The organism is Pseudomonas sp. PDM18 (assembly GCF_014852585.1).
Classification (GTDB): Bacteria; Pseudomonadota; Gammaproteobacteria; order Pseudomonadales; family Pseudomonadaceae; genus Pseudomonas.
The window spans coordinates 158,120-172,364 of the sequence record NZ_JACVBX010000002.1 but is presented as its reverse complement, the minus strand read 5'-3'; the positions used below and the strand labels follow the sequence as shown (position 1 = coordinate 172,364).

The following is a 14,245-nucleotide window of genomic DNA, read 5'->3' as shown; positions in this document are numbered from 1 at the left end:
CTCCCCCTCAATGGGTCAGCAGCACACTCAGCGCCGCGCGCAGCTTGCCCGGCTTCACCGGTTTGTTCAGCAGCGGCATCCCCAGCCGCTGCAGGGCGCGACGGCAGTCGTCGCTGCGGTCGGCAGTGATCATCAGCGCCGGCAGCTCGCGGCGGAAATACTCGCGCAGCCCGCGAACCGCCTCGCAACCCGTGCGACCAAGGTCGAGGTGGTAGTCGGCCAGGATCACCTCCGGCGCCTTGCCGTCCAGCGCCTGCAGCGCTTCCTCATAGCTGGTCGCCACCAGTACCTCGCAGCCCCATTGCCCAAGTAGCGCCGCCATGCTGGCAAGGATCGCTTCCTCGTTGTCGATCACCAACAGGCGCCGGCCCGGCAGCGGGTCGCCGGTCACCGGGCGCGGGCCGTTTTCCGCCAACGCTTGCTGCGGCAGGTCGCGCACCAGCGGCACCTCGAGGGAAAACACAGAACCACGCCCCGGCGCCGAGCGCACCTGCACCCGGCAACCGAGGATTCCGGCGATGCGGTCGACGATCGCCAGCCCCAGCCCGACGCCCCGGCGATTGGACGCGCGGCCGGCGTCGAGCTGGTTGAACTCGAGGAAGATGGCTTCCAGCTGGTCCGCCGGAATCCCGCGCCCGGTGTCCCAGACTTCCAGCCTGACGTTCTCGCCGCGCCGGCGCGCACCAAGCATCACGCTGCCGCGCTCGGTGTAGCGGCAGGCATTGCTGAGGAAGTTGCGCAGGATGCGTGACAGCAGGCGGTGATCGGTGCGCACTGCCAGTGAGGGAATCCGTGAGCGCAGGCGAAGCCCGGCGGCGCGGGCCACTTCGTCGAACTCCGAGACCAGCGGGCCGAGCAGTTCGTCCAGCGGGTACACCTCCAGGTCCGGGCGGATTGCGCTCTGGTCCAGGCGAGCGATTTCCAGCAGGTCGGTGAGCAGGTCCTCGGCGCCCTCCAGCGCCTGGTGCGTGCGCTCCACCAGCACCTGCTCGGCATTCGGCAGCTTGCGCTCACGCAGGGTAGAAACCAGCAGGCGCGCGGCATTCAGCGGTTGCAGCAAGTCGTGACTGGCGGCCGCCAGGTACTTGTCCTTGCTGTTGTTGGCGGCCTCGGCGGCGTCGCGGGCCTCGCGCAGTTGCTGGTTCAACCCTTCCAGCTCGCGGGTACGTTCGGCGACGCGCTGCTCCAGTTCTTCGTTCAGGCTCTGCAGGCGCTGCTGGGCCTGAACGCGTTCGGTGATGTCGGCGACGAAGCCTTCCACCAGGCCTTCTTCATCAGGCTTGATCAGCAGGTTCATGAGGACGATGACGTGACTGCCATCGCGGCGGCGCAGGCGCGTCTCGTAGCCGAACAGGCCGTCGCGCTCGCGCAGCAACGCGCGGATGCGGCGCATCTCCGCCTCGCCGCCGACGAACAGCTGGCTGGCCATGTCCTGCAGGTTCCACAACACCTGTTGCGGATCGTCGTAGCCGAGCATCCGCGCCAGCGCCGGATTCGCGGCGCGCAGGCCCTGGCTCAGGCTGGCCTGGAAGATGCCGTGGACGGCGTGCTCGAACAGCCATTTGTAGCGGTTGCGCTCGGCTTCCAGCTCGTCCAGACGCGCCACCAGCTCGGGGTAGTGGCTCTTGCGCGCGGAATGGCTGCCCAGCCCGAGCAGCCCGGCCAGGGCCTGTTGCTGCTGCTCGTCAGAGGGCCTCGCCATATACCACCTCGACGTCGCGCTGGCTGGACTCGCGAGGGTTGGTGAGGATGCACGGGTCCTGCATCGCGTGGCGCGAGAGGAATGGAATGTCGGAACTGCCCACGCCATGCAAGCCGAGGCTTTCGTGGAAGCCCACGGCGTTCTTCAGGGCAATCAGGTGTTCCACCAGGCGCTGGCGGATCTGCGCATGGTTCATGCCACGGCAGTCGATGCCGAAGGTCTCGGCGATCACCTTGAAGCGCTCGGGTGCCGCGCTGTAGTTGAAGGCCACCACGTGCTCCACCAACACGGCGTTGCACAGCCCGTGCGGCAGGTCGAGGTAGCCGCCCAGGCTGTGGGACATGGCATGCACCGCGCCAAGGATCGCGTTGGAGAAGGCCAGCCCGGCCTGCATGCTGCCCAGCATGATCTTCTCGCGCAGGGCGATGTCCGCCGGATTGGCGATCATCTGCACCAGGTTGCCGTTGATCAGCCGCATGGCCTCCAGCGCGTGAGGGTCGGTGAGAGGGCCGTGGCCGGTGGAAACGAAGGCCTCGATGGCGTGCACCAGCGCGTCGATGCCGGTGCAGGCGGAAAGGAACGGGTCCATGGTCAGGGTGGTTTCCGGGTCGATCAGCGACACGTCGGGAACCACCGCCTTGCTGACGATGGAGAACTTCATCCGTTCGTCCTGGTTGGAGATGATCACGAACTGCGAGACGTCGGCCGAGGTGCCGGCGGTGGTGGGGATCAGGATCAGCGGCGGACTGGGCACGCGCAGGGTGTCCACGCCCTCGAACTCGAGGATATTGCGGCCGTGGGCGGCGACGATGCCAATGCCCTTGGCGCAGTCCATCGGACTGCCGCCGCCGACCGCGACTATCACGTTGCAGCCTTCGCTGCGGTAGACGTCGGCGCCGCGCATGACTTCTTCCACGCGCGGGTTGGGCGACACATCGGTGTAACGGCAGAAGGAAATGTCCTGGGCGGCCAGGCTGGCCTCGATATCGGCAACCCAGCCGGCGGCTACTACACCGGGATCAGACACGACCAGGACCTTGCGGGCGCCGAAGGTTTTCACGTAATTGGCGACATTGTGCCGGCATCCGGCACCGAAAATGATCTCTGGCGAGACGAATTTGCGCAGCTGGCTGAGCTCGTGGGACATCGGGGGCTCTGTCGTTATTGTTATGGGATATTTCCGGCAGCCTACTGCATCCGTCAGGTATTGCAATGCGACCTTGGCAGACGGTTCTGGCAGCCTGCTCTGACAGCTAATTCTGATAAAAATCAGTCCGCCAGAAGTGCCTGATAGAAGCGCCACTCGGCCTCAAGCGCGTGGGCCAGGTTGGCAGCCTGGCGGAAGCCGTGGCGCTCCCCGGCGTAGCGGTGCACTTCAACCGGCACGCCGCGCTGGCGCAGGCTGTCGACCATGACATCGGTCTGTGCCGGCACCACCACCGCATCCAGTTCGCCCTGGAAGAAAATCACCGGCGCGTGAATGTGTTCGGCCTGCTGCACAGGCGTGCGCTCGCGGTAGCGCTCGGCGTCCTGTTGCGGATCGCCGATCAGCCAGTCCAGATAATCCGCCTCGAACTTGTGGGTGACCCGCGCCAACGCCAGCGGGTCGCTGACACCATAGAGGCTGGCGCCGCCGCGCAGGCCCGGCAACCGTGCCAATGCCATCAGCGCGCTGTAGCCGCCAGCACTGGCGCCGCGCACGAACACCCGCTGGCGGTCGATGCGCCCGGACTTGCCCAGGAAGTCCAGCGCCGCGCCGATGTCCTCCACTTCTACCTGCCCCCAGCCAAGGTGCAGGCGCTCGCGGTAGGCGCGGCCATAGCCACTGCTGCCGCGATAGTTGATATCGGCGACGGCGAAGCCCCGGCGCGTCCAGAACTGGATGCGCCCGTCGAACACCGGGTAACTGGCCGAGGTCGGCCCGCCATGCAGGAACACCACCAGCGGCGGAGCCCCGTCCGAGGCGTAGGGGGGATAGAAGAATCCGTGGCCACATTCGTCCTCGCCCACCGGATAGTGGAAGGCTTCGCCACGGGACAGTTCGACCTCCGGCAACGGTCTTTCGCCACCGGCCAGCACCTGAGTGGAGTAGTCTACCCGGCGGATCGCCAGCAGCGTCGGCAGGCGGTCCGGCGCAGCGGCGATGCAATAAAAGTGGTGCTCGTCAGCCGCCAGCGAGCGAAAACGGCTGTACTCCAGAGCGAGCCGGTGCTCGCCGCCATCCCCGTCATACAGCACCAGCACGCCGCGCCCCTCTTCATAGCGGGTCGCCAGCAGTTCGCCACGCGGCAACGGCAGGAAGGTGCGCCCACCCAGCTGCCAAGGCGCGCTGGCGTGGTCGGTGGCAGTACAGGGCAAGGCACCGACGATTTCATGGTACAGCTGCCAGTAGCCGTCACGGTCGCTCAGCCAGTGCAACCGACCGTCCTCGGCGAAGCGCGGTTGCTGGATGGATTCGTGCCGAGCCTGTCCCGCCAGGCAGCGCTCTTCCCCGGCGAAGGACTCGCACAGGCGGGTTCGCGTCCAGGGCTGGTGCGGCCGATCCCACTCCACCCAAGCGATGCGCTCGGCGCTGCTGTCCGCGATCGGGGATGCATAGAAATCCGCACCGGCGGCGATTATCCGACGACGGCCATCGGCGTCCAGGCGGACGATGCGGTGGACCGCCCCGCCACTGCCGTTTTCCTCCTCCACCGCCAGCAACGCGTTCCAGGCCGCCACGTAATGCAGGTCGCCGTAGCGGCACTCGTCGCGGTGGGTGATCGGCCGGGGCGCACCGCCCAGGCGCAGCCAATGCACCTGCTGGTCGCCCTCTTCCACCCAGGCCACGCCGTCGGCGGTGGCGCAGCAGGAGCCACCGCCGTATTCGTAGACGCGGCTGCGCACCGAGGCGCCCGGTGGGGTCAGCTCGACACTCTGCCCTTCACGGCTCAGGAACAGCCGACAGCGCGAGCTGGCGGGATCGAACGCGGCCCATAGCAGACCGCCGTGGGCCACGTGCAGCTCGGCAAAGTCCCCCGCGGCGGCTACCGCGCGCTCGGCGCTCCAGTCGTTGCGCTGCATCCTCAGGCCTTGCAGATAAGTTTCGAAACGCGCTCGTTGCGCAGGGTCAGCGCGCTGAGCGGCGCGGCGGCCGTTTCCGCCTCGCGACGGGCGTCGAGGATGATCCCGTGTTGGGCTGACTTGGCGCACACCGGGTCGGTTGCCTCGGCATCGCCGGTGAGCATGAAGGCCTGGCAGCGGCAGCCACCGAAGTCGCGTTCCTTCTCATCGCAGGAGCGGCACGGCTCGGGCATCCACGCGTCGCCGCGGAAGCGGTTGAAGCCGAACGACTCGTACCAGATGTGCTGCAGGCTGTGCTCGCGCACGTTGGGGAACTTCACCGGCAGCTGCCGCGCACTGTGGCACGGCAGCGCGGTGCCGTCCGGGGTGACGTCGAGGAACACGCTGCCCCAACCGCCCATGCAGGCCTTGGGGCGTTCCTCGTAGTAATCGGGCACCACGAAGATCAGCTTGCATGGGTTGCCTTCGGCCGCCAGGCGCTCACGGTACTGCGCAGTGATGCGTTCGGCGCGCTGCAACTGCTCGCGAGTCGGCAGCAGGCCGGCACGGTTGAGCTCGGCCCAGCCATAGAACTGGCAGGTGGCGAGTTCGACGAAATCCGCCTCCAGTTCGATGCACAGTTCGATGATGCGATCGATGCTGTCGATGTTGTGCCGGTGGGTGACGAAGTTCAGCACCATCGGGTAGCCGTGGGCCTTCACCGCACGAGCCATGGCGAGCTTCTGGGCGAAGGCCTTGCGCGAACCGGCGAGCAGGTTGTTCACCTCCTCGTCAGCGGCCTGGAAGCTGATCTGGATATGGTCGAGACCTGCATCGGCGAACTCTTTCAGGCGCGTCTCGTTGAGCCCGATGCCAGAGGTGATGAGGTTGGTGTAGAAGCCCAGCCCGCGCGCCGCGGCGATCAGCTCGGCGAGGTCCTGGCGCACCAGCGGCTCGCCACCAGAGAACCCCAGTTGCGCCGCGCCCATCTCCCGCGCCTGACGGAACACCTCGATCCATTGCGCGGTGCTCAGTTCCTCGCCGCCCTTGGCGAAATCCAGCGGGTTGGAACAGTACGGGCATTGCAGCGGGCAGCGATAGGTCAGCTCGGCCAGCAACCAGAGCGGTGGGCCAACCGGCGCCTCAGCGCAGCTCGATCCAGAATTGCGCATGGGCCACCTCGAGGAATGCCAGGATGTCTTCGTCGATGCCCGGCACACCGGGGAAATCGGCACGCAGGTCATCGATGATGCCGGCGACGTCGGCCTGCCCGTCGACACGGCCGAGGATCGCCCCGGCACTGTCGTTGAGCTTCACCATCCCCTCGGGATAGAGCAGCACGTGGCAGCCCTGGGCCGGTTCGAATTGCAGGCGGAACCCCCGGCGCAGCGCCGGTACGCTGTCCAGCGAAGGCAGACTCATCACAGTAACCCCCTGTGCCACATGCGCTCGGCCGTTACCGTGTGGTACGGCGGGCGCTCCAGTTCATAGGCCATGCTCATCGCGTCGAGCATGCTCCACAGCACGTCGAGCTTGAATTGCAGGATTTCCAGCATGCGCTCCTGGGCCTCACGGGTTCGGTAGTGCTCCAGGGTGATACGCAGGCCATGCTCGACGTCGCGGCGCGCCTGCGACAGGCGCTTGCGGAAGTAGTCGTAGCCGCTGGCGTCGATCCACGGGTAATGCTGCGGCCAGCTGTCCAGGCGCGACTGGTGGATCTGCGGGGCAAACAGCTCGGTCAGCGAGCTGCTGGCCGCTTCCTGCCAACTGGCGCGGCGGGCAAAGTTGACGTAGGCGTCCACCGCGAAGCGCACGCCGGGCAGTACCAACTCCTGGGACAGTACCTGCTCGCGGTCCAGCCCGACGGATTCGGCCAGGCGCAGCCAGGCCTCGATGCCGCCCTGCTCGCCGGGCGCGCCGTCGTGGTCGAGGATGCGCTGCAGCCATTCGCGGCGCACGTCGCGGTCCGGGCAATTGGCGAGGATCGCGGCGTCCTTCAGTGGGATGTTCAACTGGTAGTAGAAGCGGTTCGCCACCCAGCCCTGGATCTGCTCGCGGGTCGCGCGGCCCTCGTACATGGCCACGTGGTACGGGTGGAAGATGTGGTAGCAGGCGCCCTTGGCGCGCAGTGCCTGCTCGAATTCGGCTGGGCTCATGGCTTCGCGGATCATCGCGACGCTCCTTCTGCAAGGGCCGTCAAAGGAAGATACCCATGCCATCGAACGCTACTTCGATGCCGCGCGCGTCCAGTTCGGCGCGTTCGGGCGAGGCGATGTCGAGGATGGGATTGGTGTTGTTGATGTGGATGAGCACCTTGCGCGGCCCGTGAATGCCGTCGAGCACCTCGATCATGCCGCCGGGGCCGCTCTGGGCCAGGTGGCCCATCTCGCTGCCGAGCTTCTCGCCCACTTCGCAGACGCGCATTTCGTCATCGCGCCAGAGCGTGCCGTCCACCAGCAGGCAGTCGGCGCGGCGCATCCACGCCAGCAACTCGTCGTCCACCTGGCCCAGGCCGGGCGCGTAGAACAGCTTGCCGCCGGTGGACAGGTCCTCGATGAACAGGCCGATGTTGTCGCCCGGATGCGGGTTGCCCCGGTGCGGCGAATACGGCGGCGCACTGCTGCGCAGGGCGATGGCGGTGAGGCGCAGGCCCGGGCAGGCCGGGATGCTGAAGGGCTCGGCATCCAGCGCGATGAGCCGGTGCTTCAACCCGCCGTTCCAATGCGACAGCATGGGGAACAGAGGGAAACCGGTAGACAGGTCCTGGTGGACCATCTCCGTGCACCAGACTTCGTGCGGGCAACCTTCGCGCAAGCTGAGCAGGCCGGTGGTGTGATCGATCTGGCTGTCCAGCAGAACGATGGCGGCAATCGCCGAATCGCGCAGGCGCCGTGCCGGTTGAAGCGCCGGAAAGGACGCCAGCTGGGCGCGGATGTCGGGCGAGGCGTTGCAGAGAATCCAGTTCTCGCCGTCGTCGGACAGCGCGATGGACGATTGGGTGCGTGGCTGCGCGATCACGCTGCCGTCGCGCACGCCGCGACAGTTGCGGCAATTGCAGTTCCACTGGGGAAAGCCGCCGCCGGCGGCTGACCCGAGAATTCGGATGTGCATGACAGTGCCCCGTGGGCAGGGGCCCCGGCGGACCGGGGCCGAGTGGATCAGCGGTTGGCGAAGTACAGGGTCACTTCGAAGCCAAGGCGCAGGTCGGTGAAGCTAGGCTTGGTCCACATGGGTCTGTCCTCTTGTTGTCGGCCGGTTGAGCCCGGCTGATTGAGTTAAACACCAGGGTCAGGCACTCCGAATGATACTTTCGAAGGAGATTCCCCCCTGATTTGGTAGCGGGCACGCGACAGCTGTCGCGCCCCGCCGCTACAACTGTCCCATCGCTGCGACAGCCGTTGCCCGGTTGCGCCCGCGCCCTCTGGCGGCGAGCGCTCTGGCGCGAGGCTCGGCGCCCCGCGCGAAGTGTTTCGGCACAGGCCTTGCTCGGGCTCTCGTCGCCCGTGACCCACCGGTCTAGACTAGCCAATCCTAGGAACGGTCCTACACGGAGCCGGTCCCATACAAAAACAATGCGCCGCAGTCCGACTGACGGCCGCCGGGAGTGACCATGCAACCGCAATCCCTGGAAAACTGCCCGAACGACCTTGCCGCCTTCATCGCCGATCACTTCGGCGAGCGTGACATCCAGCCCGAGGGCGCCATTGCGCGCTCCTGGTACCGCAGCGTGATGGAGCACCATCTCGACCCACGCGCGCGGGCGGAAAAACACATCCTCACCGCCGGGGAAATCCGCGAGCACCAGGGCCTGCATCAGGACTACCTGGCGATTGCCAGCCAGGGCGTCACCGGCCTTGCCCGGCGCGTACTGCCGGCCGGCTTCGCGGTGCTGCTCAGCGACGAGCGCGGCATCACCCTCGATGCGCGCCTGCCCAGCGAGCGCGACCGCTACACCCAGGCCGGGCTGATCGTCGGCGCGCGCTGGGACGAATCCATCGCCGGCACCAACGGTATCGGCACCGCGCTGGCCGCCGGCGAGGCGCTGACCATCCACCGCCAGGAGCACTTCCTGGTGAGCAACTTCCGCCTGAGCTGCTCGGTGGCGCCGATCTTCGACGCCCAGCACCGGTTGCGCGGCTGCCTGAACGCCACCTGCCTGTACAACGACGGCCCCAAGGATGCGCAGTACCTGACCCTGCAGCTGGTGATCCTGTACGCGCGGCTGATTGAGAATGCCAGCTTCCGCCAGCGCTACCGCGACCGCCTGACCCTGTCGGTAAAGGCCCGCGACGAGGTGTCTGACCTGGCCAACGAACAGCTCATCGCCCTCGACGAGCAGGGCCGGGTGATCGGTGGCAACCACGCCGCCTTCACCGCCTGCCGCGGTGAGCTGCTGGGCAGCCGCATCGAACAGTTGCTGGAAGCGGACGTCGACCAGTTGCTCGACCTGAGCAAGGGCGGCGCGCGGGGCATCCGCCTGCGCACCCTGGCCGACCATGCCCTTGTAGACGTCGGCCTGCGCACGCCAGCCAGCCCGCCGCGCCGCAGTGCGCCAGCCGCTGGCGCAACGAAGAGCCCGGAGCACCCGGACCTCACTCGCCTCGCTGGCGCCGACTCGCGCCTGCAGGACGGCGTGCGCAAGCTGCGCAAGGTGCTCGACAAGGGCATCTCCATCCTCGTCACCGGCGAGACCGGCACCGGCAAGGAAGCCTTCGCCCGCGCCATCCACCAGGCCAGCGCACGCCATGCCGGGCCCTTCGTCGCGCTGAACTGCGCGGCGATCCCGGAAAGCCTGATCGAGAGCGAGCTCTTCGGCTATCGCGGCGGCAGCTTCACTGGCGCCAGCAAGAAAGGCATGAAGGGCAAGCTGGAACTGGCCAACGGCGGCACGCTGTTCCTTGACGAGATCGGCGACATGCCGGCGCATCTGCAGACCCGCCTGCTGCGCGTGCTGGCGGAGCGGGAAATCCTCCCGCTGGGCGCCGAAGCGCCGGTGGCGCTGGACGTTCAGGTGGTCTCCGCGACCCACCAGAACCTGGCCGAGATGATCCGCGCCAAGGGCTTCCGCGAGGACCTGTTCTACCGCCTCGCCGGCATGACCCTGCAACTGCCGGCGCTGCGCGAACGCACTGACCGCGAGGCGCTGATCGACAGCCTGCTGGCGGGCCTGGGCGGCAACCTGCACCTCGATGGCGCGGTGCGCGAGCGGCTGCGCGGCCATCCCTGGCCGGGCAACATCCGCCAATTGCTGAACTGCCTGCGCTACGCCGCCGCCCTCGCCGAGGACGGCCGCATCGACCTGGACTGCCTGCCGATGGAGTTGCATCAGGGCGCCCCCATTGTCATTGCCGAAGCACCGCCAACAGCCACCACGACCGCCCTCGCCGCCCGCCTGGACGACGACGAGGCGCGCCACCTGCTGGCGGCGCTGCGCGAGCGGCAGTGGAACATCAGTGCGGTGGCGGAACAGTTCGGCATTGCCCGGTCGACCCTGTATCGGAAGATGAAGAAGCACGGCATCGTGCAGCCCAACGCGCTGTATTGATCCTGTCCCTTTTCCCTGCGTCCGCGAATCACCCGCTTCGGGCGCAGGGAAAAAGGAGCGAGCCTCACCTGGCAAGGAAGGCCCGCCCAAGCAGAACGGTGATGTGTTTACGGGTGCGGCATTCCCTCTCCCAGGGAACTCCGTGCACGCCTTAACACCCTTTCCCCCAGCCCTCTCCCTGAAGGGAGAGGGTTAGAGAGAGGGTCTAAGCCCAGGCACGAACTGGCCCGGCTCACTCCTGCGCATAAACCACATGCGTATGCGTGTACTCATACAACCCATGCTTGCCATCCGCGCCGCCGATACCGGACTTGCGGGTGCCGGCATGGAAACCCTGCATGGCCTCGAAGTTCTCGCGGTTGATGTAGGTCTCGCCGAAGTCCAGCTCGCGGCTGGCCTTGAGCGCGGCGCTGAGGTTGCGGGTGTAGATCGACGAGGTCAGGCCGTAATCGCTGTCATTGGCCAGGGCGATCGCTTCGTCGAGGTCGTCCACCACCTGGATCGGCAGCACCGGACCGAAGATTTCCTTGCGCATGATCTCCATGTCGCCCTTGCAGCCGGCGAGCACGGTGGGCTGGTAGTGGAAGCCCTTACCGAGGTCGGCGACGGCGCCACCGGTGATGATCTGGGCGCCCTGCCCGGTCGCCGTACGAACCATTTGCGCGACCTTGTCCAGACCAATGCGATTGACCAGCGGGCCCATGTCCAGGTCCGCCTGCACGTTCGGGTCGCCGAAGCGGGTGGCGGCCATGGCGGCGGCGATCTTCTCGATGAACTGGTCGGCCACCTGGCGCTGCACGTAGACGCGCTCGGCGCAGTTGCACACCTGCCCGGTATTGATCACCCGCGAGGCCTTGATGGCGTTTACCGCCAGCTCCAGGTCGGCGTCGGCGAGGACGATGGCCGGCGCCTTGCCACCCAACTCCAGGTTCAGCTTGGTGATGTTCGGCGCGGCCGCCGCCATGATCCGCGAGCCGGTAGCGACACTGCCGGTGAAGCTGATCAGGTCCACCCCGGCGTGGCTGGTCAGTGAGCTGCCGGCGCTGGCCCCGGTGCCGCCGACGACGTTGAAAACACCGGTGGGCAGGTCGGTTTCCGCCACCAGACGGGCGAATTCGAAGCAGTTGATCGGGGTTTCTTCACTGGGCTTGATGACGATGGTGTTGCCGGTCAGCAGCGCCGGCGCCATCTTCCGGGCGATGAGGAAGAACGGGAAGTTCCACGGCAGGATGCCCGCCACCACGCCCAGCGGTTTGCGCAGCAGGAAGATGTGCTCGCCGGCACGGTCGCTGGTCAGCACTTCGCCTTCCAGGCGGCGCGCCCACTCGGCCATGTAGTCGAGGTAGTCGGCGGTGAAGTTCACTTCCACTTCCGCCAGCGCCGGCACCTTGCCTTGCTCGGCGGTGATGATCTTCGCCAGGCGCGGCGCGTTGGCACGGACCTTCTCGGCGATCTTGCGCAGGTAGCCGGCGCGCTCGATGGCAGGCTTGGCCGCCCAGCCCTTCTGCGCCGCGCGGGCGGCGCCGATGGCGCTGTCCACCTGGGCCGCGCTGGCCTCGGGGATGCGCGCCAGCAGCTCGCCGTTGGCCGGGTTGTGCACCTCGATCAGCGGCTCGCCGGCGACGAAGCGGTTGTCGATGTAGTGCTGGTAGGTTGTCACGTCAGTCATGGGTTGCTCTCCGGTTTGACGGTCACTTGGCGGCAGTCTTCTGCGCGCCGGCCAGTTGTTCCTTGAGGTCGTAGGCGCGCTTGATCAGGTACTGGTGCACGGCCTCGGCCTGCTGCAGGTCGAGGTGGCCCTGGAACGACGGCATGCCGTCGGGGATGCGGCCGCCGTAGATGATGCCGAGGAAGCGCTGGTGGTTTTCCGCGCTGAGGGTGCGCAGGTCGGGCACCACGCCGCCGCTGATGGCGTTGATGCCGTGGCACTGCGAGCAACTGGAGTTGAACAGCTCGCGACCCTGGTCGATCTGCGCGGTGGTGCCGGTCAGCGCCGGCGGCTCGGGCTTGCGGTCGGCCCACTTGTAGTTGATGTCCGGCAGCTTGGCGGTGCCGCCGAGCTTGTAGGTCAGCACCTGGGCGTTGGGCTTGACCCCGGCGCGCAGCGACAAGGCGCCGGCGAAGGTGGAGAAGGCGCCGCCCCAGCCAGCCATGAAGGTCACGTACTGCTCGCCGTCCACCTCATAGGTGATCGGCGCAGCCATCACGCCGGTGTTGGCCGGGGATTCCCAGAGCTTCTTGCCGGTCTCGGCGGCATAGGCCACCACGCGACCGTCAGCGGTGCCTTCGAACACCAGGTTGCCGGCGGTGCTGAGGGTGCCGCCGTTGAAGATGGTGCTGTAGGGGACTTCCCAGCGCTTCTCCTGCTTCACCGGGTCCCAGGCGATCAGCTTGCCGGTCCAGGTGTCGGCGATCTTGCGCAGGCCTTCGGGGTCCTCGGGCATCATCCCGGTGTTGACGTCGAGCTGGTAGATGCTCTTGAACTTGGAGCGCGGCGGCGCGCCGTCGACGTCCTGGTACATCGCCGACATGATGTGCGCGGGGATGTACACCAGGCCGGTGTTGGGGTTGTACGACATGGGCTGCCAGTCGTGGGCGCCCCAGAAGGCCGGCTGGATCAGGCGCGCCTTCTTCTCCGGGTCCTTCCAGTAGTCGGAGACCTTCTCGTTGCGGATCGGCCGACCGGTCTTCATGTCGATGCCGGTGGCCCAGTTGATCGGGATGAAGTTCTTCGCCGAGAGCAGCTCGCCGGTGGCGCGGTCGATGACATAGAAGAAGCCGTTCTTCGGCGCCTGCATCAGTACCTTGCGCTGTTTGCCGTCGATCTCCAGGTCCACCAGCATGATGTGCTGGGTGGCGGTGTAGTCCCAGGCGTCGCCGGGTGTGGTCTGGTAGTGCCAGACGTACTCGCCGTTGTCGGGATTGATCGCGACGATGGACGAGAGGAACAGGTTGTCGCCCTTGCCTTCGCTGCGGATACGCGGATTCCACGAGGAGCCGTTGCCGACGCCGATGTACAGCAGGTTCAGCTCCGGGTCGTAGGACATGGAGTCCCACACGGTGCCGCCACCGCCCTGCTTGTGGTAGTTGTCGCCGAACCAGGTCTTGGCGGCGATTTCCATGCCCTTGCCCTTGGGCATTTCCTTGGGGTCGCCGGGCACGGTGAAGAAGCGCCAGTCCTGCTTGCCGGTCTCGGCGTCGTAGGCGGTGATGTACCCGCGCACACCGAACTCGGCGCCGCCGTTGCCGATGATCACCTTGCCCTTCACGATGCGCGGCGCGCCGGTGATGGTGATGCTGCGCGACGGATCGCTGCGGGTATCGACGCTCCACACGCGCTTGCCGGTCTTGGCGTCGATGGCCTCCAGGCGTCCATCGAGTACGCCGACGTAGACCTTGCCCTTCCACACCGCCACGCCACGGTTCACTGCGTCACAACAGGCTTCGCCGGCGCGGCTGCGGTCGGACTGCGGGTCGTACTTCCACAGTTGCTCGCCGGTGCGGGCGTCCAGCGCGTAGACGATGGAGAAAGGCCCAGTGGTGTACATCACGCCATCGACTACGATGGGCGTGGCTTCCACGCCACGGTCGATGTCCAGCTTGTGGCTCCAGGCCAGGCCCAGGTTACCGACGTTGCTCTGGTCAATCTTCTTCAGCGGGCTGAAGCGCTGCTCGTCGTAGGTGCGGCCGGTGGACATCCAGTTGCCCGGTTCGCTGTTGGCGGCGGCAATGCGCTTGCCATCGACGTTGGCCGGGACTTCAGCAGCCTGGAGATTGGGGGACAGGCCGGCCATCAGCAGCGAAGCGGTCAGCAGGGAATGACGCAGGGCGGGTTGCAGGCGAACGGAAGGCACGTGCGGGCCAATCGATCTCATGGAGGTTCTCCGATTCTTGTTGGTGCCGCGGATCGTTCGCCGCGGCTTGCAAGGCTCAAAGCAACCGTTGTGCCAGGGTTT

At 66.8% G+C, this 14,245-nt stretch carries 11 protein-coding genes; 1 reads left to right on the top strand and 10 read right to left on the bottom strand.

Translation table 11 applies throughout. The features are described from left to right. Window positions 1-7: 7 nt before the first annotated feature. From IB274_RS05610 to pqqA, 8 genes are all read right to left on the bottom strand, one after another. Entirely contained in the window at window positions 8-1,702 is a 1,695-nt protein-coding gene (locus IB274_RS05610; RefSeq protein WP_192431058.1) for a NahK/ErcS family hybrid sensor histidine kinase/response regulator, read from the bottom strand. Continuing rightward, entirely contained in the window at window positions 1,686-2,849 is a 1,164-nt protein-coding gene (ercA, locus tag IB274_RS05605; RefSeq protein WP_192431057.1) for an alcohol dehydrogenase-like regulatory protein ErcA, read from the bottom strand. The genes IB274_RS05610 and ercA overlap by 17 nt, the downstream gene beginning before the upstream one ends. Before the next feature lie 122 nt (window positions 2,850-2,971). Then, window positions 2,972-4,765, bottom strand: coding sequence for an alpha/beta hydrolase family protein (locus tag IB274_RS05600; RefSeq protein WP_192431056.1), 1,794 nt, complete (start codon window positions 4,763-4,765; stop codon window positions 2,972-2,974). Window positions 4,766-4,767: 2 nt separating this feature from the next. Continuing rightward, window positions 4,768-5,916, bottom strand: a complete 1,149-nt coding sequence (gene pqqE, locus IB274_RS05595) for a pyrroloquinoline quinone biosynthesis protein PqqE (RefSeq protein ID WP_192431055.1) — start codon at window positions 5,914-5,916, stop codon at window positions 4,768-4,770. Next, a complete protein-coding gene (gene pqqD, locus IB274_RS05590) occupies window positions 5,888-6,166 on the bottom strand; it encodes a pyrroloquinoline quinone biosynthesis peptide chaperone PqqD (RefSeq protein ID WP_192431054.1) in 279 nt (92 codons plus the stop codon). Before pqqD ends, pqqE begins: the two co-directional genes overlap by 29 nt. Next, window positions 6,166-6,915: a pyrroloquinoline-quinone synthase PqqC gene (gene pqqC / locus IB274_RS05585; protein ID WP_192431053.1), complete on the bottom strand. Its 750-nt coding sequence runs from the start codon at window positions 6,913-6,915 to the stop codon at window positions 6,166-6,168. Before pqqC ends, pqqD begins: the two co-directional genes overlap by 1 nt. Window positions 6,916-6,940: 25 nt before the next feature. Then, window positions 6,941-7,855, bottom strand: a complete 915-nt coding sequence (gene pqqB / locus IB274_RS05580) for a pyrroloquinoline quinone biosynthesis protein PqqB (RefSeq protein ID WP_192431052.1) — start codon at window positions 7,853-7,855, stop codon at window positions 6,941-6,943. 47 nt (window positions 7,856-7,902) lie between these two features. Further along, on the bottom strand, window positions 7,903-7,974 hold the full coding sequence (gene pqqA / locus IB274_RS05575; RefSeq protein ID WP_003106462.1) for a pyrroloquinoline quinone precursor peptide PqqA: 72 nt from the start codon (window positions 7,972-7,974) through the stop codon (window positions 7,903-7,905). Between the two features lie 380 nt (window positions 7,975-8,354). Here pqqA and IB274_RS05570 point away from each other — a divergent pair, with 380 nt between their 5' ends. Further along, window positions 8,355-10,289: a sigma-54-dependent Fis family transcriptional regulator gene (locus tag IB274_RS05570; protein ID WP_192431051.1), complete on the top strand. Its 1,935-nt coding sequence runs from the start codon at window positions 8,355-8,357 to the stop codon at window positions 10,287-10,289. Window positions 10,290-10,521: 232 nt separating this feature from the next. On the opposite strand, the gene aldA is transcribed toward IB274_RS05570, so the two are convergent. After that, a complete protein-coding gene (gene aldA, locus IB274_RS05565; RefSeq protein ID WP_192431050.1) occupies window positions 10,522-11,958 on the bottom strand; it encodes an aldehyde dehydrogenase in 1,437 nt (478 codons plus the stop codon). A gap of 22 nt (window positions 11,959-11,980) precedes the next feature. Continuing rightward, entirely contained in the window at window positions 11,981-14,164 is a 2,184-nt protein-coding gene (locus IB274_RS05560; RefSeq protein ID WP_192431049.1) for a PQQ-dependent dehydrogenase, methanol/ethanol family, read from the bottom strand. Window positions 14,165-14,245 lie beyond the last annotated feature (81 nt).

Excerpts from the sequence above, each read along its gene's own strand:
- IB274_RS05570 (WP_192431051.1), top strand. The coding sequence starts at position 8,355 with ATGCAACCGCAATCCCTGGAAAACTGCCCGAACGACCTTGCCGCCTTC.
- pqqB (WP_192431052.1), bottom strand. The coding sequence starts at position 7,855 with ATGCACATCCGAATTCTCGGGTCAGCCGCCGGCGGCGGCTTTCCCCAG.
- pqqD (WP_192431054.1), bottom strand. The coding sequence starts at position 6,166 with ATGAGTCTGCCTTCGCTGGACAGCGTACCGGCGCTGCGCCGGGGGTTC.
- IB274_RS05610 (WP_192431058.1), bottom strand. The coding sequence starts at position 1,702 with ATGGCGAGGCCCTCTGACGAGCAGCAGCAACAGGCCCTGGCCGGGCTG.
- IB274_RS05560 (WP_192431049.1), bottom strand. The coding sequence starts at position 14,164 with ATGAGATCGATTGGCCCGCACGTGCCTTCCGTTCGCCTGCAACCCGCC.
- IB274_RS05600 (WP_192431056.1), bottom strand. The coding sequence starts at position 4,765 with ATGCAGCGCAACGACTGGAGCGCCGAGCGCGCGGTAGCCGCCGCGGGG.
- pqqC (WP_192431053.1), bottom strand. The coding sequence starts at position 6,915 with ATGATCCGCGAAGCCATGAGCCCAGCCGAATTCGAGCAGGCACTGCGC.
- aldA (WP_192431050.1), bottom strand. The coding sequence starts at position 11,958 with ATGACTGACGTGACAACCTACCAGCACTACATCGACAACCGCTTCGTC.
- pqqE (WP_192431055.1), bottom strand. The coding sequence starts at position 5,916 with ATGCGCAATTCTGGATCGAGCTGCGCTGAGGCGCCGGTTGGCCCACCG.
- ercA (WP_192431057.1), bottom strand. The coding sequence starts at position 2,849 with ATGTCCCACGAGCTCAGCCAGCTGCGCAAATTCGTCTCGCCAGAGATC.